Origin of the sequence: Pedobacter mendelii (assembly GCF_014635725.1) — a bacterium.
Lineage (GTDB): Bacteria > Bacteroidota > Bacteroidia > Sphingobacteriales > Sphingobacteriaceae > Pedobacter > Pedobacter mendelii.
The window spans coordinates 198,640-220,305 of sequence record NZ_BMDJ01000007.1; the positions used below are offsets into that span (position 1 = coordinate 198,640).

Sequence of the window (21,666 nt, forward strand, 5' to 3'; positions counted from 1 at the left end):
ATTTTTTTATATTAAGTTGTTTTAATTTGCTGTTATTCTTTTAAAAATTAAGTTGTTGCATATTATCTTAATTTATTTTTTGTAAAATCTAAAAAAAAAATTGTTTTTAAAAAATTGCTAATTTATATTTATTCAGCAAAATTTATTTTAAAATAAGCTTTAAATGTCATACTTTGTACAGCGCTCGAATTTAAAATAAAACTATGGAATTAAGCAGCGAAAACACCCCTCCGATATCAGCAAATGAAGTTGAGCGATTAAAAGTACTCGCCGATTTTGACCCAGATTATACTGATTTGCAAAGTAACTTTGAGAACCTTACAGCGCTTGCTGCAAGAATTTCTGATAGTAATATTTCTTTGGTTAATCTTATCGATTCTTTTACACAATGGTCTGTTTCTAATTATGGATTAACTATAGAGCAAATGCCCCGCGAAGAGTCCATCTGTCAATACACAATTGCAGGTGATGAGTACCTCGAAATCACTGACCTCTCCACAGATGAACGTTCGAAAGATTTTTTCTATGTAAAAAGCCCGCTCAATTTACGTCATTATTTTGGCGTGCCTTTAAAAACACCTGGTGGCTATAATATTGGCGCATTATGCGTTATGGATAATACCGCTAAAACACTAACTAAAGATAAAATAGATTTATTAAAGTTGCTTGCAAAAGAGGTTGTTGATAAGCTCATAAATTTAAAAATTACGCAAAACCTAAAAAATGAGCTTGATGAATCCAAAAAAAATCAGCGTAAGGCGGCTCATGATATTCGGGGTCCGCTATCTGGTGTAACAGGGATTATAGAAATAATTCGTAAACGTGATATTAATAATCAAATTCCGGATGTATTGGATTACATGAAAATGATTGAAAATAGTACGAAAGGTGTTTTAGCCCTAACTGAAGAAATACTAAATCAAGAAAAAACATTAAAAAGCGATGATTTTAACATTATAATATTTAAAGATAGATTGGAAAAACTTTATGCCCCACAAGCTAAAGCTAAAAATATTTTCTTTAAAGTTATTGTTGGAAATGCAAACCAAAACGTTAATTTCTCTAAATACAAATTGTTAACCATAGCAGGGAATTTAATTTCTAATGCTATAAAATTTAGTTCTGATTATGGAACAGTAACGGTAAAGCTTGATTTAGCCGTTTTAGATAAGGAAAAAACACTAAAGATTGATGTGTCTGATAATGGAAACGGCCTTAGTCAGGAAGCAGTAGATAAAATTCTGAACGGCACATTAGAATCCAGCGAAGGAACAAGTGGTGAGCGGGGATATGGTTTGGGTTTACCCATGGTTACAGAAAACGTAAATAGTTTAAACGGTAAAATGGAAATTACATCGCAAGAGGGATGGGGAACAAACTTTGAAATAACAATCCCGCTTTCATAAGGTATATAATCAAAGCTTTTTTGCTAAAATAAATTAAAGTTTAATAACTGGAAGGTAGCTTATTTACATCTGTAAAACGAATAAAACGAATGCAACAAAAATTAATATTCATTTTATCCATTTAATTTATAAAAGTGATAAAAATACCTTCTATTAATATATTAGCCTTTGTTAATTGATGATATTTGGAATTTTATTTATTATTTTAATAATATTTCTCCTATAAATGAAGGTGTCGTAAATTTAAAAATTTTTTGATTCAATCTATTTTCATAAATTGAATTTTGAATGCAGCTGACCCATAAAAAGTGAACTGAAAATTTTATAGAAAAGATAGGTTAAAATAACAATGATTTCCGAAAACGGTTGCCTTCAATTAATAAATGCTATCGAGATGCCTTCCATTTTGGTTAGCTTTTCTTCTGGCAATTTTAAATTTGCTGCTGCCAATAATGCATGGTTAATTTTTTTTGGCCTAACAAAAAAAGAATTTTCAGGTTTTGGTATTTCAGATTTAAACAAAATCTACAATAAGTATTTCGAATCTTTTGATGATTTCTTTATTGATAGTATTGATATTAAGAATCCTGAAGAACAGATTCCTTTACAACTAACTTCTAAAACCGGGCTCAATTATAAGCTAACCCATCGCCTTATTGATGCTGATGAACATAATATTCGATATTTCCTGCACTCCATAGCTTTAACCCCTTCTCGTTTAGTTCATGAAAAGGTTTTGGATACTTTGGTAATGGAAGGACTGGAAATGATTGCTGTACTTGATGTCCAAGGTAATTACCTCAAGGTAAGTTCATCTGTGAAGGGAATTTTAGGATTTAGTCAAAAAAATTTTCTTTCTGCAAATGCCTTTGAGTTTATCCATCCAGATGATGTGCCTAGAATTAAAGAACAATTTTCTAAAGCACAACATGTAGAAAAAATGTTACTTAAACCTTACAGGTTTAAAAATGTAAAGGGTGAATATTTATGGGTGGAAACTATAATAAGCAATAAATTAACTGATCCTAATATTCAAGGCCTTGTTGCAAATTCTCGCGATATAACCGAGCGTATGTACGATAGAATTAAAGCTGAAATAAGTAATGAGCGTTACAAGTATGCCGTAAAAGCAACAAGTGATGCAATATGGGATTGGGATATTCAGAAAGGCACCTTAATTTGGGGCGAAAATTTTCGAATCTTGTTTGGCTATAATGAGCAAGATCTCAATTCTGATATACATTCCTGGATAGAGAAAATTCATCCTGAAGATATTGAGCAGTTTAGCCGAAAACTAGATAAGGTTATACTAACTGAGGAAACCGTTTGGTCTGCTGAATATAGATTTTTAAAAGCAAACGGCGAGTATGCAATTGTTCATGATAAAGGCTTCCTCATCAGAGATGAACTAGGTAAAGCATTAAGAATGGTTGGCGCTATGCATGATGTTACTTCAAAGAAAGTGGAGGAACAAAGAATTCGCCTCTTAGAATCCGTTGTATTAAATACTACCGATTCAGTTGTTATTACCCAAATTGATACTAGCAGCAGCAAACCGATCTCAAAAATTATCTACGTTAACAATGCCTTTACTTTAATGACCGGTTATTCTGCTGAAGATGTTGTAGGTAAATCTCCACGAATATTAGAAGGGCCAAAAACTGATCAGTTAGAAATTGACAGAATTATTCGATGTTTATTGGAAGGTCATTCTTGTGATACCAATATGGTAAACTACAAAAAAAATGGGGATGAATTTTGGAATAGCTTTTCTGTAACGCCTGTAGAAAATGAAAAAGGTGAGTTTGACATATGGATTTCCATCCAACGAGATATAACTAAGGAAAAGATTAGCGAAAACCGCAAAAAATTGTTTAACGATATATCCGGTGTTTTTAACTCAAACAGCGGCCTTAGAGATGTATTAACTTTAGTTTTGAAAATCATCAATAAGAATACCGGTTTTGATGCTTCTGAAATTTGGTTGCCTGATACCTATAAACGAAACCTGAAACTTTTTGCTAAAACTGCCGAAAATGAGAAAGCAATTCAATTTCATTATGACACTAAAAATATAGTAAAAATTCCTAAAGGAGAAAGTTTGGCTGGGAAAGTATGGGAAACAATGGATTTACAAGTTCTTGATGATTTTGTAGAATTTGGCGACTTTTCACGTAGGCATGCTGCACAAAAAGCCGGATTAAAAACCGCAATTGGATTGCCACTAAATCATAATGGTACATTTATAGGCGTATTAATTTTAATTGGTAATGTACTGCCCGATTCCATTTCTTTCGATATAATTGGTGAAGAACTTGCTAGAATTTTAGGGGCTGAAATTAAAAGGAAGCAACTTGAAAACGAGCTAGATAAAATTTTCAATTTTGCGCCCGATATTATCGCAGTACTCAATTTTAAAGGTTATTTCAGGAAGATAAATCTTGCAGCCTGCGAACTTTTAGGTTATTCGGATAATGAATTACTTAGTGAGCCAACAACTCATTTTGTACATCCTGATGATCGCGAAAAAACTTTAGAGGCAATTAAAATTGCAATGGATGAGGACATTTCGCATTTTGAAAATAGATGCCTAACTAAATCCGGAAAAACTATTTGGCTATCGTGGACCGCAACCTATGTACCCGAAGAAAGTTCGATCTTTATAGTTGGAAAAGATATTACCGAACGCAAAAATCTTGAGGACTTGCTTTTCAAATCAAACAATCTTGCAATTATTGGAAGCTGGGAAATTGACCCAGAAGCCCAAAAGATATATTGTTCGGAAATTGCATGCGAAATTATTGAAGCAAAAGATGGTTTTAAGCCTGATTTATTGTTAATTTCTCGTTTCTTTGGCTCAAAAAACAATCATTTAAATAAAGGAAAAATTGTGCTCGAAGATTTGGAAAACTGGGATGAAGAAATTCAAATAAAGGCTTTCAGTGGGAAATTGAAGTGGATAAGATCAATTGGTCAAACAGAAATTATTGATGGGAAATTCATCAGGGCTTATGGCAGCATACAAGATATTAATTCCAGAAAAGTAGCGGAAGCCAATATTGCTGAAGCCAATAAAGAATTAGAAGAATCAGAAAAACGTTACCATGAACTTTTTCACCTCAGCCCTTTGCCCATGTGGGTTTACGATTTTGAATCATTAAACTTTTTAGATGTTAACCGTGCGGCAGTAAATAATTATGGCTACAGTCGTGATGAGTTTTTAAAAATGAATATCCGCAATATCAGGCCTGAAGAAGAATTGGGTGTATTAGAAAAAACTCTTAAAGATAATGTAAAACATAATTTAGTTTACAAAGGTACATACAAGCATCGCACTAAAAAAGGTGATTTAATTTATGTTGATATTAAAACCAATCATATTGTTTTTAGTGGAAGGAAAGCAAAACTTGTTGTGGCAACCGATATTTCAGAGCGATTGGATTATATCAATACGATAGAAAAACAAAACGAAAAGTTAAAGGAAATTGCGTGGATACAATCCCATACTGTGAGGGCTCCTTTAGCAAGAATTATGGCACTCATTGATATGCTTAACAACTCATCGATTCAGAAAAAATTAACGAAAGATGAAATTATACAGCATATAGAAAATTCAGCTAAAGAACTCGATACGATTATACGAGCGATAACTATCAAATCAGACGCTTCACAACAATAATACTATGGAGAGAAAAATATTAGCCATTGATGATGACCCACTCATTCTTTTAATACATGAGGCCAAGCTTGAAGATGAAGTTAACTGTGCCTGCGAATATTTCGATAATGCTGAAGCTGCATTGAATTATATGCAAGTAACCCAGGATGCAGATATCCACTTTTTGCTTTTACTGGATATTAATATGCCAGTTATGAATGGTTGGGATTTGTTAGATGCGATTAATATAAGTGCCTTAAAAAATAGGGTTTATGCAATTATGGTTACTTCTTCTATAAATGAAGCAGATAAATGCAGGGCCAAAGAATATGAAATTGTTTTGGGTTTTGTAAGCAAACCGCTTAAAACCAGGCATATTGGTGCTTTTAGAGATATTAATGAGCTTGCTCCTTTTTTCAATTAACAGGCACTATTATTTAAATCTTGTGGCTATAAAAAATGATTCACAAGCAACACACCTAATAAACCCAATACGGAAACAATACTTTCCATCATTGTCCATGTTTTAAATGTTTGCTTTAGCGTAAGGTTAAAATATTCCTTGAACATCCAAAAGCCCGTATCATTTACATGAGAAAACATCAGGCTACCTGCACCTACAGCTAAAACCATTAATTCGGGAGATGCTCCTGTACCAATTAACGGTAGCACAATTCCAGAGGCAGTTAAAGCCGCAACTGTTGCAGAACCTAAAGTTATCCGTAACGATGCTGTAATTAGCCAGGCTAAAAATAATGGAGAAAGATTTAATCCTGAAGTAAGTGTTTTAACAGTTTCGCCAACACCACTATCTACTAATATTTGTTTAAAAGCACCACCTGCAGCAATAATTAAAATAATCATAGCAATACTTTTTACACCTTCCACACAAGATTCCATAGCTCTTGAAATACCTACTTCCTGCACTAAAACGGTAATAATAACCGCTATTAACAATGCTGAGGTTGGGTCAGCTAAAAAAGTAAAAACTGGTTTAATAAAATAATCACCTGTAAATGTAATGCCTATTGTGCCTGCGACAATTAGTAACACAGGTAGCAGTGCAGTGCTAAAACTTTTTATGCCCGAAGGTAAATTTTCTTCTTCAACAATAACAAAAGTGCCGGTTACGGCAGAATGCTCATTTTTAATTATTAACCTCGGAAAATAAATACCTGCAATAATTGCTATCGGAATGCTTAAGCCTAAACCAAATATTAAGGTTTTACCTAAATCTGCATGGAATATAGCGGCTAATGCTACAGGGCCAGGATGCGGAGGTAAAAAACCATGGGTGACGGATAGCGCAGCAGCCATTGGTATACCAATATATAATTTCGATAAGCCTGTTGCTGATGCTATAGCAAAAACCAGGGGAATCAGTACAACAAAACCAGCATTATAAAATAAAGGAATACCTACCAGTAAGCCTGTTAATAAAACTGCCCATTGTATATTTTTTTGTCCGAATAATTTAATCAGAATGAATACAATTTTTTTAGCAGAACCACTGTCTTCAATCAGCTTTCCCATCATTGCGCCAAGAGCAAGCACCATTACCATACTGCCCAGCGTGCTACCAATACCATTGCTTACCGAACCCATCACTTTTGTTGCCGGCATCCCTAAAAACAGCCCCGTTAAAATAGCAACAAAAAGCAAGGCTATCATCGGATTTAACTTCTTAATAATCAATATAAAAAGTAGGAGAATTCCGGCAAGGACGATAAGTAACGACATAATTATTGATTCAGGTGATGAAGCTGATGCATGGTTAGATTTAGGTTTGCATACAGTTGTTTAAATATGAGAAAATTTCTTTGATACTTTAAATGATTTAATTTATCAGGCATGATAATTTTAGGATTAATAGGGGCAGATGAAGGATACTCTTCTGATAAACCAGTTGCTTTTGCCGCCAAATAGGCGGCTCCAACAGCCGATGCATCTTCCTGCAAAACCAGTTTGAGTTTTTTTCCGGTAATATCTGCCAGTATTTGCATCCAAACTTTTGAATGTACGAAACCGCCGCTTACATTAATTTGCTTAATTGGATTCGTCTCTTCTTCAACGGCTTTCATAACATCGTTCAGGGCATAGCAAATGCCTTCTATAACCGCTCTTGCCAAATGGTTTTGATCATGTTGCAGTGTAAGGCCGAAAAAGGTTCCGCAGGCTTTACTATCCCATATTGGTGCCCGCTCTCCGGCTAAATAGGGCAAGAAAGTTAAGCCTTCGCTTCCTGCCGGTATACCGGCAATTGCTTCAAACAGCGCATTATAATCTTCATCATTTAAAACTTTTTTGCCAAAAACGTTCTTTAGTAGCCATTGTAAAGCAATTCCTCCGTTATTAATCGGGCCGCCACAAATAAAAGTCTGAGCATCTAATATATAACTAAAAGGCATTGCGGTTGGGTTATAAACAGGCTTCGAACTCGCTAATCTTAATGCACCACTTGTACCAATAGTTACAGCTGCAATACCGTTTGTTATTGCTTCGCTGCCTAAATTTGCCAGGCAACCATCAGAAGCACCGATTACAAAGTTCGTTTTCAGGTTTGGGAAAATTACTTTGGCTGATGCTTGCAATTCATGCTTATGATAATCCGTCGGTACAGCCGCTGATAATTGTTCGGGTTTCAATCCGGCTGAAATAAGCGCCTGCTCGTCCCATTTCAAGGTATGGATATTAAATAATCCGGTAGCAGAAGCAATTGAATAATCAACTTTAAATTCTCCAAACAACTTAAACCAGATGTATTCTTTTATGGAGATAAATTTATAGGTTTTTGCAAAAAGTTCAGGCTCATTTTGGTTAAGCCAAATGATTTTGCAGAGGGGCGACATGGCATGAATCGGTGTTCCTGTAGCTTTATAAATTTCTATGCCAGCTGCTGATTCTTTTAGTTTTTCAGCAATAGCGGTGCTGCGATTATCGGCCCAGGTTATCATCGGTGCTAAGGCATTACCCTGGTCATCAACCATAATTAAACTGTGCATAGCCGAACTTAGTCCGATAGTTAATAATTCTGATCCTAATTTTTCTTTTAATTCATTAATACATTTGATAAAAGCTTTCCAGATGATTTCTGGATTTTGTTCACTGTAGCCGGGTTTAGGCGATTCGGTAGCATAAAAGGATTGAACGGAAGCGATGGGTTTGTACAGCATATCCAAAGCAACCGCCTTTGTACTTCCCGTTCCAATATCAATGCCGGTTATATATTTCATTCATGCAGGTTTAGGGTGCAATTTAGCTTTTTGAGCCTGAAAACAAAAGTTGTACAAATCACGGGAACAAACTCAGAAATTCTTATCTACCATCTACCATGAATTCAACTTCATTATAACTTCATAATTCTGTAGTTATTTCGTACCATAATTAATCAACAGATAGCCCTAATCCACTAAAGTCATCATATCTGCTTTTACGGATAAAGTCTTTATAGATTATCTATCTGAAAATTAATTTAACCAAAAATTAAATCAGATAAACTATCAGTAAAAAAGATGAAGAGAAATGTCATGTTCCTTGGCCTGTGTGCTTTACTCTACGTAACAGGTTGTACCGAGAAAAAAGAAGAAAAAGAAGAAGTTGTTACTTATGCGGTTACCTCACCGCTAAAAATTGATACTTCTTTTACAAAAGAGTACGTTTCGCAGATTAAATCTGTCAGAAATATCGAAATCAGAGCCTTAGAAAAAGGTTATTTACAAAATATTTATGTTGATGAAGGTCAGCATGTTCATGCGGGACAAGTCTTGTTTAGAATTATGCCAAAAATGCTTCAGGCAGAATTGTTAAAAGCGCAGGCCGAAACAAAATCGGCTGAAATCGAATTAGAAAACACAAAATTATTAACGGATAAAAATGTGGTGTCTAAAAATGAACTGGCAATGGCGAAAGCAAAGTTGCAGGCTGCAAATGCAGAAACATCGCTGGCTAAAATGCATTTAGGTTTTACCGAAATTAAAGCACCATTTGATGGAACGATAGATCGTATTCCTTTTAAATTGGGAAGTATGGTTGATGAAGGCGCATTGCTTACCAGTTTATCTGATAACAGCCAGGTATTTGCTTACTTTAATGTTTCGGAGCCTGAATATTTAAACTATCAATCGGCAGCAAAAGTAAAAGGACAGCAAGAAGTTGGCTTATTGCTTGCAAATAACGAGTTGTTAAAATCTAAAGGCAGGGTTGAAGTTATAGAAAGTGAGTTTAATAATGAAACCGGTAACATTGCGTTCCGGGCAAGATTTACAAATTCTGATAACTTATTGAGAAATGGCGAAACTGGTAAAATTCAGATGCTTGTGCCTTTAAAAAATGCAATTGTAATTCCACAAAAAGCCACTTACGATATTCAGGATAAAACTTATGTTTTTGTTTTAGATGGTAAGAATAAAGTCCATTCGAGGGCGATTACAATTGCCAGTGAATTACCTGATTTATACGTAATTAGTGATGGTTTATCATTGGGCGATAAGATATTGCTGGAAGGTGTGCAGAAAGTTAAAGATGATGATAAAATCACTTATAAATTCCAGAAGCCGCAAGACGTTATTCAAAAATTGAGACTGAAAACCGAATAATCTAAATCCCGCTAATACTTATTTTATGTTTAGTAAATTCATACAAAGGCCAGTCCTTTCTATAGTTATATCTCTTATAATTGTGTTTTTAGGGGTGTTGGCAATAAGCTATCTTCCTGTAACCCAATTCCCGTCTATTTCCCCGCCTAAAGTAAATATAACAGCAGAATACCCTGGGGCAAATAACGAATTATTAATTAAATCTGTCGTAATTCCGCTCGAACGAGCCTTGAATGGTGTGCCGGGAATGAAATACATTGCATCTGATGCAGGTAATGATGGTGAAGCATCTATCCAGGTTGTGTTTAACCTCGGTACTGACCCTAATCAGGCTTCTTTAAATGTTCAAAACCGGGTTGCAGCAGTAACCAATAAACTTCCGCCACTTGTTGTTCGTGAGGGTGTGAAAATCACACGTGAGGAATCTAACATGTTGATGTATATCAACTTGTATAGTAAAGATCCTAAAATGAACCAAAACTTCTTATACAACTTTGCCGATATCAATTTGCTTTCTGAATTAAAAAGAATTGATGGGGTTGGTTTTGCTGATATTTTGGGCGATAGAGATTATGCCATGCGAATATGGCTTAAGCCCGATCGCATGCAGGCCTATAAAATTTCTGTTGATGAAGTGATGAAATCGCTTGATGAACAAAGTTTGGAAGCATCTCCAGGTAAAACAGGAGAAAGTTCTGGTAAAAGATCGCAAGCTTTTGAATACGTGCTGAAATATTCTGGTCGCTTTAATACAAAAGAAGGCTATGAAAATATTGTGCTAAGGGCAAACGCCAATGGCGAAATGTTGCGCCTAAAAGATGTTGCAGATGTAGATTTTAGTGCTTCAGCTTATAATTTATATTCTACCTTAAACGGAAAAGCTTCAGCAGCGATTGTATTAAAACAATCTTATGGAAGTAATGCTACGCAGGTTATTAAAGATGTTAAGGCCAAAATGGCTGAGATTAAAACCAGTTCATTTCCGAAAGGTTTAGATTATGAGGTGAGTTATGATGTGTCAAAATTCCTTGATGCATCGATAGAGAAAGTTATTCATACCCTTGTTGAAGCCTTTATTTTGGTAGGATTGGTTGTATTTCTTTTCCTTGGCGATTGGCGTTCAACCGTTATTCCAGCTATTGCAGTTCCGGTTTCCCTCATCGGAACCTTTGTATTTATGTCCTTCTTTGGTATAACGCTCAATCTAATTACATTGTTTGCTTTGGTACTGGCCATTGGTGTAGTAGTGGATGATGCAATTGTAGTTATTGAGGCCGTGCACGCTAAAATGGAACACGACAGGAAAATGTCAGTACTTAGAGCTACCCAAGAGGCGATGAAGGAAATTAGCGGAGCAATCATTGCAATTACCTTTTTAATGGCATCTGTATTTATTCCGGTAACCTTTATGTCGGGTCCGGTGGGTATTTTCTACCGTCAGTTTTCCATCACCATGGCTACTGCAATTATCTTATCGGGTATAGTGGCATTAACGCTTACACCAGCCTTGTGTGCCATTATGTTGAAAAATAATCATGGGCAGGCGAAAAAGAAAACCATAGTTGATAAGTTTTTAGATGCTTTTAATAAAGGCTTTGCCAGGCTCTCCGGCAAATATGAAATCGTTTTAACCAAGGTTGTTAGTCGCAAGTTATTAACTTTTGGGGTGTTAATTTTATTTTGTTTGGGCATTTGGGGTTTAAGTGGAAGTGTTCCTTCCGGTTTCATACCAAACGAAGATCAGGGAATGGTATATGCCATTATTCAAACGCCACCAGGATCTACCTTAGAGCGAACCGACCAGATAGCAGAGAAGCTTCAGAAAATGTGTGAGGATATTGATGGTGTTCGATCAGTTTCATCATTAGCAGGGTATGAAATTTTAACGGAGGGTACTGGCTCGAACTCTGGAACGTGTTTAATTAACCTAAAAGATTGGGATGAACGTAAAAATTCTGCTCAGGAAATTATTAAAGAACTTGAAGAGAAATCAAAGTCAATCCCAGGCGCAACCATAGAATTTTTCCAACCACCGGCAGTACCGGGTTATGGAGCAGCGGGCGGTTTCGAACTTCGTTTATTAGATAAAGCAGGTAGTGGCGACTATAAAAAAATGGAAACCGTTGCCAATGAATTTGTAGCAGCGCTTAATAAACGTAAAGAGTTATCGTCTGTATTTACTTTCTACAGTGCTAGTTTTCCTCAGTATATGTTGAAGATAGACAATGATATTGCACAGCAAAAAGGTGTAACGATTGATAACGCAATGAACACGCTTTCTACTTTTGTCGGGAGTAATTACGAAACCAGCTTTATCAAATACGATCGCCAGTACAAAGTAATGGTTCAGGCCTTGCCACAATACAGAGCTTTGCCTGAGGATATTTTAAAGTTATCAGTTAAAAATGATAAGGATGAAATGGTTCCTTTTTCGGCCTTTATGAAGATGGAAAAAGTGTATGGACTTTCAGAAATTACCAGGCACAATATGTATAATGCGGCCGAAATTAGCGGTCAATCCGCAACAGGATACAGTTCAGGAGAAGCCATTGCTGCAATTAGTGAGGTTGCCAAAAAAACATTGCCTAGAGGTTTTGGTATCGATTGGGCAGGTATATCTAAAGATGAAGTATCAAGGGGCAATGAGGCAATTTATATATTCCTTATCTGTTTGGGCTTCGTTTACCTCGTACTTGCTGCACAATACGAAAGTTTTATCCTTCCACTATCAGTAATTCTTTCACTACCTGTGGGTATTTTTGGTGCTTTTCTTTTCTTAAAGCTTTTAGGTTTAGAAAATAATATTTATGCACAGGTTGCGATGGTAATGCTGATAGGTTTACTTGGTAAAAACGCCGTGCTGATTGTCGAATTTGCAACACAAAGGCAGGCACAAGGCGCAACCATACTTAAAGCTGCAATGGACGGAGCAAGTGTACGTTTCCGCCCGATTTTAATGACTTCATTTGCTTTTATCGCTGGTTTAATACCGCTAATGATTGCCAGCGGCCCTGGGAAAATTGGTAACAGAACGATTGGTTCAGCTGCAGCAGGTGGTATGCTTTTCGGAACCATTTTCGGGGTAATAATCATCCCTGGATTGTATTATGTATTTGGAACAATAGCAGCAAGACATAAGCTGATTAAAATTGAAGAAGAACATCCGTTAACTGAAGAAATAGAAGATAATGTTTAAAAAAGATATTTATAAATACTTTGGCATTGCATTAATATGTGCTACATATTCAGCTTGCAAAGTGCCAGAGTTTGCCCAGCGTAATGAAAATAAAAATGTGCCTGTGAATTTCAATGATTCGCAGGATACGCTAAATACGGGCAAAATTCAATGGCGCCAGTTTTTTACTGATCCAAATCTGGTTAGATTGATTGATACTGCATTAAAGAACAATCAGGAATTGAACGTAACCCTGCAAGAAATAGAAATTGCTAAAAACGAAATTAAAGCAAGAAAAGGAGAACTGCTTCCTTCTGTTGGTTATAGGGTAGGTGCAGGCTTAGAGAAAGTTGGTCGCTACACCAGCTCTGGTGCGGGCGACGCCTCAACAGATATTACGCCTGGCAAGGAAGTGCCCGATGTACTGCCCGATTATGCCTTTGGTTTACAGGCCAATTGGGAAGCTGATATCTGGCATAAGTTGAGAAATTCTAAAAAAGCAGCAGTAAGCCGTTACCTGTCTACAGTTGAAGGTCGTAATTTCGTAATCACAAATCTTGTTGCTGAAGTTGCCAATTCTTACTATGAATTACTGGCGCTTGATAATCAACTGGCTATTGTAAAGCAGAATATCGCTTTGCAGAGCAATGCTTTGGAATTGATGAAAATTCAAAAACAAGCAACACGGGTAACCGAACTTGCAGTAAGGAAATTTGAGGCTGAGGTTTTAAGTTCTAAAAGCTTAGAATTCGATATTCAACAGAACATTACCGAAAGTGAAAACAAAATTAATTTCTTATTAGGTCGTTATCCACAAGCTATCCCAAGAGATAAAGGTAGTTTTACCGACCTTGTTCCACCAACGGTTCAGGCTGGTTTACCAGCACAGTTATTGGCAAACCGACCTGATATTAAACAGGCCGAATTAGATTTAGCTGCGGCGAAATTAGATGTTAAAGTAGCGAAAGCACAATTTTATCCATCTTTAGGTATTTCTGCAACCATCGGTTATCAGGCGTTTAACCCCTCGTATTTATTAAGAACGCCTGAATCATTAGCCTATTCATTGGCAGCGGACTTGGCAGGGCCACTTATTAATCGGAATGCCATAAAAGCAGAATATTTAACTGCAAATTCAAAGCAGTTGCAAGCCGTATTTAATTATGAAAAAACTGTTTTGAATGGTTATATCGAGGTTGCAAATCAATTGTCGAATATTACTAATCTTCAAAAAAGCTATGATTTAAAATCGAAACAAGTATTGGCGCTTACCCAATCCATAGATATTTCTAACGATTTATTTAAAGCAGCAAGAGCCGATTATTTTGAAGTCCTGATGACACAGCGCGATGCATTGCAATCTAAACTAGAGCTAATTGAAACTAAGAAACAACAGCTGAATGCTGTGGTAAACATATACCATGCGCTTGGCGGTGGATGGAATTAACAATACCATTGATTAAAACTCATTATATTCAGTGTTTTAAAAGGCACTTTGAATATAATTTCAATCTGAATCATGACTATTTGTAAAGAAATTTCAATTTAAGATTCTAAAATTTAATAATTGATTTAATAAGGCCAGGAAAAACAGATTTGAGTAAGATTTTTCCTGCCTTTAACAAAAAGGTCTTAAAGATTCTTTCGCATTTTTGATTTACGAATTTGAGTAGCAGGATCAAGTAAAAAAATACTAAGAATTATTTCTGGCAAAGTATTACCATGCTGAAATAAAAATTAGAATATAATATTTTAAAATTTTATATTTTAATTTGTTTTAAAAATCAATTAATTATTTCTTTGTTGAGATTTTACTTATGCTATTAAAAAAGAAAATTCCTTTCAGTTACATCTTTAAAAAGGTAAGGGTTGAGCTGCTATATGTACTCGTTATCGGCCTTGCCGTTTATTACCTTACTTCAGTATTCAGAAACCTTATTCCAGAAATGCCATTGGGTATACCAGCTTTTCTGGGAACTGCAATATCGGTAATTCTTTCCTTTAAGCTCAACCAGTCGTATGACCGCTGGTGGGAAGCAAGAAAGATATGGGGAAGTATTGTAAACGATAGTAGAACATTTGTGCTACAACTGCAGTCGTTTATTTATCCGGGTAATGAAGATGAAATCAGGACGATTTCATTCAGGCACATTGCCTGGTGCCATAGCCTAAGCAGAGCACTTCGTGAAAAAGACGGCGCGGCACATCTGGAGGAATATTTAAGTGAGCAGGAAATACTGGGAATTCAAAAACATAACAACAAACACCTCGCCATTCTGCAGCTAAACACCAGGCATATTGCCGAGTTAAAGGAGCAAGATAAACTTAATGTTTTCAGTCATGTTCAGCTAAATAATACAATGGTTAATTTTTCAAATTCCATGGGTATGGCCGAACGCATCAAGTCTACTGTCTTTCCGGTTACTTACAGATATTTCCTTCACTTGGCCATCTACCTTTTCATAATCACGCTATCCATCTCCCTTAGGGACATAGAAAGTTATTTCGAGATTCCGTTGCTACTAATAATTTCTGCGGCTTTTTTCCTTTTGGAAAAAACGGCTAGCCACATGGAAAATCCTTTTAGTGACCTTCCTACAGATACTGCAATGAATTCTATTTGTAACACCATCGAAATAAACCTTAAGCAGCTTTTGGGAGAAGAACAAATCCCAAATGTCTTGACATCTGATACTTTTTATATGATGTAATAAATTTAGGGCTATTTGGCTTAAAAATGTATAGCTTTTGGAATAACATTTGAATTGAGCGTTTTTTCGTGGGTTACTATCTCATTTGAGACTATATGTGAAAACCATTCCGGCTGATGCTTTTGAGACAAAGTCATGACCAGCGCGAAAAAAAATTTTACTTTTGTGTTTCATGAAAATTGCCGCCAAAATTGTGTAAGAACCAGTTTCTCCGAAATATTCACTACGCCCTTCAGCCCAATTAGAACTTAAACCCCAAGGCCAGCCCGAAACTACTGTTTTTAAGTTTTCCCTGAGGCTGATAATTAGCAAATCTAGGCATCAGGTTGGCCATGCCAAAATCACCATTAAACTGCAGAGATAGTCGTTCCTTAATTTCTAGTCCAACCAGGCTAGTCAACCCGTAATCCAGCGGTCGACCATAAGTATAGGATTCAAAAATACCCTCGCTAGAATCATTTGTAAACCCGACACTGCCTGTTTTGCCGACAATGATATCACCAATCGCAACCGGATCATCGGAACGCCAGCGGCCTCCTACACCATAGACCACATAAGGCCCTAAACCAATGAAAAACTTTGCGCTTCTAAAGTTAACATGATAAAGCAAATGAAAGGGCAAAGAAAAATAATCTGCCCGAACTTTGAAACCCCGTGCATTAAAACCGTTAGCCCCACGTTCAGAAGAAAAGCCCATCTCTCTATAAATTAGTCCTAGTTGTAAGCTCCAGTGATCGAATACCGGTTTGTTCAGCGTTAAACCAAACTGTGCCCCAAGCAGATAATTAGTATCTTCATTGCCAGCACCTGTGTTACTAATGGAAAGCGTGGAAAGATTGACCCCGGCTTTTATGCCGATCCTGGTTTGCGCATTTGCCAGCTGCAGGGCAAGGGTCAGTACCAGAAAAATAATGATCACAAAAAGGGGTTTTATTAAAGATCGTTTCCCAGCATTGCTGAAAGACAGGAATGAATGAGCATCAAAGCGAAACATGTCTAAGTTTATTGGTTATTTGTCTAAACGAATAATTAAGGAAAAGCGCTACAGGTCTTTTAATAATATGTTTTAATCTGAAACTGAAAGCAGTGTAAATGAAAGGCTATTCTTTATTAGCGGATAGGAATTTGGCAAATCTTAAAATAGGCAGCTAGTTCAAAAACTGTCTTTTGGCTCTTAAAGAAAATTAAAAACCTCTCGGATATCACTCAGATATTCGGGAGGTTTTGCTATGCCATGATTTTAATTTAAGCGGTGTGTTGTTGTTTGCTCAGTTTGGTGTTATCAGTATTGTTATCAACAGAAAGCCTTCCGTTGCCTTCCACAATGAAACAAATTAGTCCGATGAGTACGGAAACTGATAGCCAGATTTCAGCATAAGGCCTGAAAATTCCAGACGAGAAATTTATAAAGAAAACCGCACCGATAAGGATTGGTAGATTAACCAGGCAAAAGACCCTGGTATGGGTTCCTAGCACAATCGCTATACCTCCGATAACATGTAAGATAATAATAAGGTGGGCAATTATACTGATGCCAACCGCAGTTCCAAGATGTGCATGGTGCATTAATGTACTGAATGCACCGATGTTAAGGTAAAATGCAATGCCTTTCCAGACTAAAACACCGCCTAAAAGTATTCTTAAATAATCCAACCAGACAGGATGATTTCTATCACCCCAATTCTGCATTTTTTTTAACGCGCTCATATCTTTATAATTGGTTATAAGCAATATACGGAAAAATAAAGCGAGTTTGTCAAATGTCGAAAAGTTTAACATTTGAGCCTGAAATTAAGCTGTTTTAAGAACTTTATTTTCCAAAGATCTATTCCTAAGCCTGCTTAAAGTTTCAAATCGAATGCCTAGGTAACTTGCTAGGTAACGTTGTGGTATCCTACTAATGTCTATCCCGCTTCGCTCTAATTTTAGATAACGGCCAAGTGCAGTTGGAATTCTGGCTAGAGCCGACCGCTCTGTGGAAGCATAATATTGAATCGCAAGAAGCTTTATTGCTATAATGCTTGCCTCAGGATAAACAGTATAAAGAAAATTGGTAAGTTTGTATGGGATCCTAATCATTTCGCAATCTTCAATTGCCTGAATATATTCGACAGAATAATTTGATTGCTCTTCAGGATTTCTTACAGCTTCAATAAATTGATTTTCAAAACCAAACCAAGTGCTGATGTCTCTTTTTTCTTCTTTTATAAAACCACGGACAATCCCCTTTAACAGAAAAAACATAGAATTGTTGGTATCAAAAGGCGAAAGAACAAACTTATTTTTTTTTATGGTAATTAGGCTGCAATCTTTCTCGTAATGCTGAATGAACTCTTGTGAAAGTGGATAGAGTTGCTCAAGGTAATTAATGAGCGGTTGCAGATAACGTTGACTTTCGGGTACATTTATCATCAATTATTAAAAATTAGGGAGATGAAGATTTACAGTTTTAATTGCCTCACTTAATTGCAGAAAAACCTCTTCAAAGTTATTCAGGACTAGAAAAAAACAATTAATTTGTACACCCTATCATCTCTAACGATTCAACCGTTTGAGAAATTATAGCTGTAATTAGCTATATGGACTAAGTTCCTGAGCAATATAGGAGGTAGGCATTATTCCTTTTTCCTTTTTGAAGGCATTATAAAAAGTAGCCTGATTTTTAAAACCCGCTTCTTGTGCAATCGCAAGAATCGTCATTTTAGCGCCTAGCAAAGGGTATTGCTTCAGAAAATAACCAACTCGATACCCGTTAATCCAGTCGCGAAAATTTTTGCCTAAATGGTTATTGATTACAAAGGAGCAGTGGTGTACAGGTACATTAATTTTACCGGCCAAATCAACAATTTGTAAATCGGGATTCAAAAATAGGCATTCTACTTCCATAGCATTTTTCATTAAAAGGATGTAGGCTTCGAGCTGTCCGTCAGTAATCTTGATCCTTTTAAAAGGAATTGGTAGCATCCTTGATTCTTTTCGTACATTACCAGCCTGATTATTTTTATCCTTTTCCAGGAATTCAGACTGCACTCTTACAGGTTGAGCGGTCGGAGATTCTTTTTTTTTCCAATCAATAGCAATCAGGAGAGAACCGTAAAAAATGTGAGGCTTATGTAAAGCATAAAGCAGAACGCCAAGTAATACTGTACAATTCAGGAAAATAAAAATGGGATTGTAAAGCGGAATATCAAAAAGGCTTAAAATGATTCTCGTTAAACCCATTAGCTGGAAAAAAGTTGCAACCCGCAATATAAATAACATCCAGTTTGTTCTTGGATGATCATTGTCAGATTGCTTTAAGATTTTAGATTTAATAACTGCCCTCCACGATAGCACCAAATAAATTATGGTTAGTAAGGGTCTGAAAAGATAATGGAAATATGGTGGGAATAACCCGCTTTTTGCTTTCAGAGACAAATAACCATATTTATTAAACTGACTGATAAGCAACTGCCAATCGAGATTTCCAATACCTGGCCAAGGTATGACATGAATGATGGCCAACAGTGCAGGTATAAAATGAAGCCAATTCGCTTTTGTTAATGGTCTTTCGTAACTTAAAAATCCGGTAATGTAAAGATAGAAAAATGCTGGTGCTGCAAAATATAGCGGTGTAAAGCTTTGAAAAAGTATGAATGAAAGCTTTTGCTGATTTGAGCCCATTAACAGAGATACTAGAATGTGGCCCGAGCGAGTAAATAATAATACCGACAGTAATCTGTTCTGTATTTTATTTTTGCTTTCGGCAAAAAATAAATGCACAGAGAATAAAAAAAGAAAAAAGCAGGTAATACTAACTAAAAAGTTTAAAATTGACATGGCTTTACTCCGGGATAATGCTAACTGATAAGGATGAAATGAGTATTGACAAACTTAAGCGGATGTCAGCAGTAAGCCATTACATCTTGGGTAATTATATATCAGTTTCACATAGGGTTTAGTGAAAATTAGCCATGGGAGCCAAGTTTTAAACATCAAATGAATAAGCTTGGTTAAGTAAGCTAAGATAGTAGTCAAAAAAAACGAATAACCACCCCCTCTGAATTTATAGTTCATGAGCCTTAAATAATTAATAAATAATTTAATATAGGGAGATAGACAAATATGATGTTTTTTTTGATTTTGTAGAATTAATCCGTTAGAGAATTTTTCGAATTTCAGTTTTTTGGGAATGGCATACTAGCCACCACAGTAAGTTATTTCAACCAGGCGCTAATCTTAAATTCAATTAAAATGAAAAAGCCAACGATTAATCATTGGCTTTATATTGGATTTAGCGATCGGTTTATTTTATGATGATGATATCTTCCATAACCAACATATCCATTTTGGTCCGTAAAAAACAATCTATTGCTTCTTCTGGCGTGTTTACGATAGGTTCGTTTTCATTAAATGAGGTATTTAGAAGGATTGGTATTGATGTTGCTTTATAAAACGAATAGATGAGTTCGTAATATCGCTCGTTAGTTTGCTTATGAACGGTTTGTAATCTGCCCGTACCATCGAAATGAGTTACTGCCAGAATAAGAGCTCTTTTTTCAAATTTAATTTTGAAAACTTTTTCCATAAATGGCACATCATCAACTTGCTCAAAATAATCATTTACATATTCAGAGAGAATAGATGGTGCAAAAGGTCTGAATGATTCCCGGCGTTTAATCTTGGCGTTAATGATTTCTTTTGCATTTACATTTCTAGGGTCTGCCAGGATTGACCGATGACCAAGTGCTCTCGGACCAAATTCAGCTCTGCCTTGAAACCATCCGATAACACCATCATTTGTTAAACAACTTGTTATTTTTTCATAGAAATCAAGCTGATTAAGCTTAAAGTATTCTATTTTTTTATCAGTTAATAGATTTTCTATGTAATGATTATCAAATCGACTTCCGAAGTAGCCATGTAACATGGGCAAAGTTCTGGGTTTTTGCAAGATTTGGTTATAAACCCATAATGCGGCACCTATGCAAGTTCCGGCATCATGTCCGGCAGGTGGAATATAAATACGCTCAAAATTTGTTTCTTGTAAAATCTTACCATTAGCTACAGAATTTTGTGCAACACCGCCAGCAATACATATATTTTTTAAGCCGGTTGTTTTTTGCAGATGCTGAAGCACATGAAAAATGACTTTCTCCGTTACGCTTTGCACGCTTGCTGCAATATCTTTATGTTTCTGTGTAAGTGGCTCATCGATTTTTCTTTGAGGCCCCAATAAGCGAATAACTTCTTCCGAAAATACAGATTCCATCTCTGGTATTCCACCTGCCCAAACCATTCGAACTCCTTTTTTAGTATGGTTGAAATATTTAAGGTCGAGTTCGAATAGACCGTTTGATTTTAATTGTATTAATTGCTGAATTTCATTTTCATAAATTGCTTTCCCATAAGGTGCGAGTCCCATCACTTTATATTCATCTCCATAATGGGGGAAACCTAAAAATTGTGTTAAGGCAGTATAAAATAATCCAAGTGAATGCGGATAACGAACAGCATCAAGCACTGTAATTTTATTATCTTTTCCAACAGCCGTCATTGTACTGGAGAAATCTCCAAAACCGTCAATACTCAAAATTGCCGAATCATCGAATGGTGATGCAAAGAAAGCACTAGCCAAGTGCGATCGGTGGTGTTCTACATTATGTATTTTCGCTTTTAATGCATTAGGTTTTAAGCCAAAGTGAGTGATAAATTCTTCATTAATGTCTTTTGCTTTTTGAAGATTTCGCAGCCGATCGGCTATGTTTTTAATACTGAGTCTGTTTTTTAATGCTGTGAAAACTTTTTTACTAAAGTTTGCTTTAGGATCTCTGGAAATGGCAATATGATCTACTTCCTCAATACGAATTCTGGCCTCATCCAGGCAAAATTGAATCGACATTGAAGGAAAACCTGCCCAGTGTTTGATACGTCTGAATCGTTCTTCTTCAGACGCGGCGATAATGACATCATCTTTGTAGATGCAGGCTGCGGAATCTCCATGAAAGGCATTTATTGCATATACCAATAAATTTGACCCCCTTTCGCCAATTTTAAATTGACCCCCAGAGTTGTTGCTTGAAAAAAGCAGAAGTTGTTGTGCAAAAAGGCTTTTTAGAATCGATCTTTTAAGTCCTGTTTA

The 21,666-nt window shown here is 36.0% G+C and carries 14 protein-coding genes; 7 read left to right on the top strand and 7 right to left on the bottom strand.

Annotated elements, in window-relative coordinates; genetic code table 11:
- Positions 1–203 precede the first annotated feature (203 nt).
- The 3 genes from IEV50_RS13500 to IEV50_RS13510 all read left to right on the top strand — a co-directional run bounded on the left by IEV50_RS13500 (position 204) and on the right by IEV50_RS13510 (position 5,488).
- Complete coding sequence (locus tag IEV50_RS13500) at positions 204–1,406, top strand: GAF domain-containing sensor histidine kinase (protein ID WP_188415180.1); 1,203 nt, start codon at positions 204–206, stop codon at positions 1,404–1,406.
- A 349-nt stretch (positions 1,407–1,755) separates the two neighbouring features.
- Positions 1,756–5,085, top strand: a complete 3,330-nt coding sequence (locus tag IEV50_RS13505; RefSeq protein ID WP_188415182.1) for a PAS domain S-box protein — start codon at positions 1,756–1,758, stop codon at positions 5,083–5,085.
- 4 nt (positions 5,086–5,089) lie between these two features.
- Complete coding sequence (locus IEV50_RS13510; protein ID WP_188415184.1) at positions 5,090–5,488, top strand: response regulator; 399 nt, start codon at positions 5,090–5,092, stop codon at positions 5,486–5,488.
- A gap of 26 nt (positions 5,489–5,514) precedes the next feature.
- Here IEV50_RS13510 and IEV50_RS13515 read toward each other — a convergent pair whose 3' ends face one another.
- A complete protein-coding gene (locus IEV50_RS13515) occupies positions 5,515–6,804 on the bottom strand; it encodes a gluconate:H+ symporter (RefSeq protein WP_188415186.1) in 1,290 nt (429 codons plus the stop codon).
- A 2-nt stretch (positions 6,805–6,806) separates the two neighbouring features.
- Positions 6,807–8,297, bottom strand: a complete 1,491-nt coding sequence (locus IEV50_RS13520; protein ID WP_188415188.1) for a gluconokinase — start codon at positions 8,295–8,297, stop codon at positions 6,807–6,809.
- A 279-nt stretch (positions 8,298–8,576) separates the two neighbouring features.
- On the opposite strand from IEV50_RS13520, the gene IEV50_RS13525 reads away from it, so the two are divergent.
- The 4 genes from IEV50_RS13525 (at position 8,577) to IEV50_RS13540 (ending at position 15,545) form a co-directional block, all read left to right on the top strand.
- Positions 8,577–9,659 (top strand): efflux RND transporter periplasmic adaptor subunit, encoded by a 1,083-nt coding sequence (locus tag IEV50_RS13525; RefSeq protein ID WP_188415189.1) that lies wholly within the window; start codon positions 8,577–8,579, stop codon positions 9,657–9,659.
- 25 nt (positions 9,660–9,684) lie between these two features.
- Positions 9,685–12,855: an efflux RND transporter permease subunit gene (locus tag IEV50_RS13530; RefSeq protein ID WP_188415192.1), complete on the top strand. Its 3,171-nt coding sequence runs from the start codon at positions 9,685–9,687 to the stop codon at positions 12,853–12,855.
- The gene (locus IEV50_RS13535) at positions 12,848–14,281 is read left to right on the top strand and encodes a TolC family protein (protein WP_188415194.1); all 1,434 of its coding nucleotides are present in this window, start codon (positions 12,848–12,850) and stop codon (positions 14,279–14,281) included. Before IEV50_RS13530 ends, IEV50_RS13535 begins: the two co-directional genes overlap by 8 nt.
- A 370-nt stretch (positions 14,282–14,651) precedes the next feature.
- Positions 14,652–15,545: a bestrophin family protein gene (locus IEV50_RS13540; protein WP_188415196.1), complete on the top strand. Its 894-nt coding sequence runs from the start codon at positions 14,652–14,654 to the stop codon at positions 15,543–15,545.
- 241 nt (positions 15,546–15,786) lie between these two features.
- On the opposite strand, the gene IEV50_RS13545 is transcribed toward IEV50_RS13540, so the two are convergent.
- The 5 genes from IEV50_RS13545 to IEV50_RS13565 form a co-directional block, all read right to left on the bottom strand.
- A complete protein-coding gene (locus tag IEV50_RS13545) occupies positions 15,787–16,539 on the bottom strand; it encodes a porin family protein (protein ID WP_188415198.1) in 753 nt (250 codons plus the stop codon).
- A gap of 251 nt (positions 16,540–16,790) precedes the next feature.
- Positions 16,791–17,252 (bottom strand): DoxX family protein, encoded by a 462-nt coding sequence (locus tag IEV50_RS13550; RefSeq protein ID WP_188415200.1) that lies wholly within the window; start codon positions 17,250–17,252, stop codon positions 16,791–16,793.
- 84 nt (positions 17,253–17,336) lie between these two features.
- Entirely contained in the window at positions 17,337–17,960 is a 624-nt protein-coding gene (locus tag IEV50_RS13555) for a Crp/Fnr family transcriptional regulator (protein WP_188415202.1), read from the bottom strand.
- Between the two features lie 156 nt (positions 17,961–18,116).
- Positions 18,117–19,208 carry a helix-turn-helix domain-containing protein gene (locus tag IEV50_RS13560; protein ID WP_188415204.1) on the bottom strand — a complete coding sequence of 364 codons (1,092 nt, stop codon included), beginning with the start codon at positions 19,206–19,208 and terminating at the stop codon, positions 18,117–18,119.
- 622 nt (positions 19,209–19,830) lie between these two features.
- On the bottom strand, positions 19,831–21,552 hold the full coding sequence (locus IEV50_RS13565) for a carbamoyltransferase family protein (RefSeq protein ID WP_229746733.1): 1,722 nt from the start codon (positions 21,550–21,552) through the stop codon (positions 19,831–19,833).
- Between the last annotated feature and the right edge of the window lie 114 nt (positions 21,553–21,666).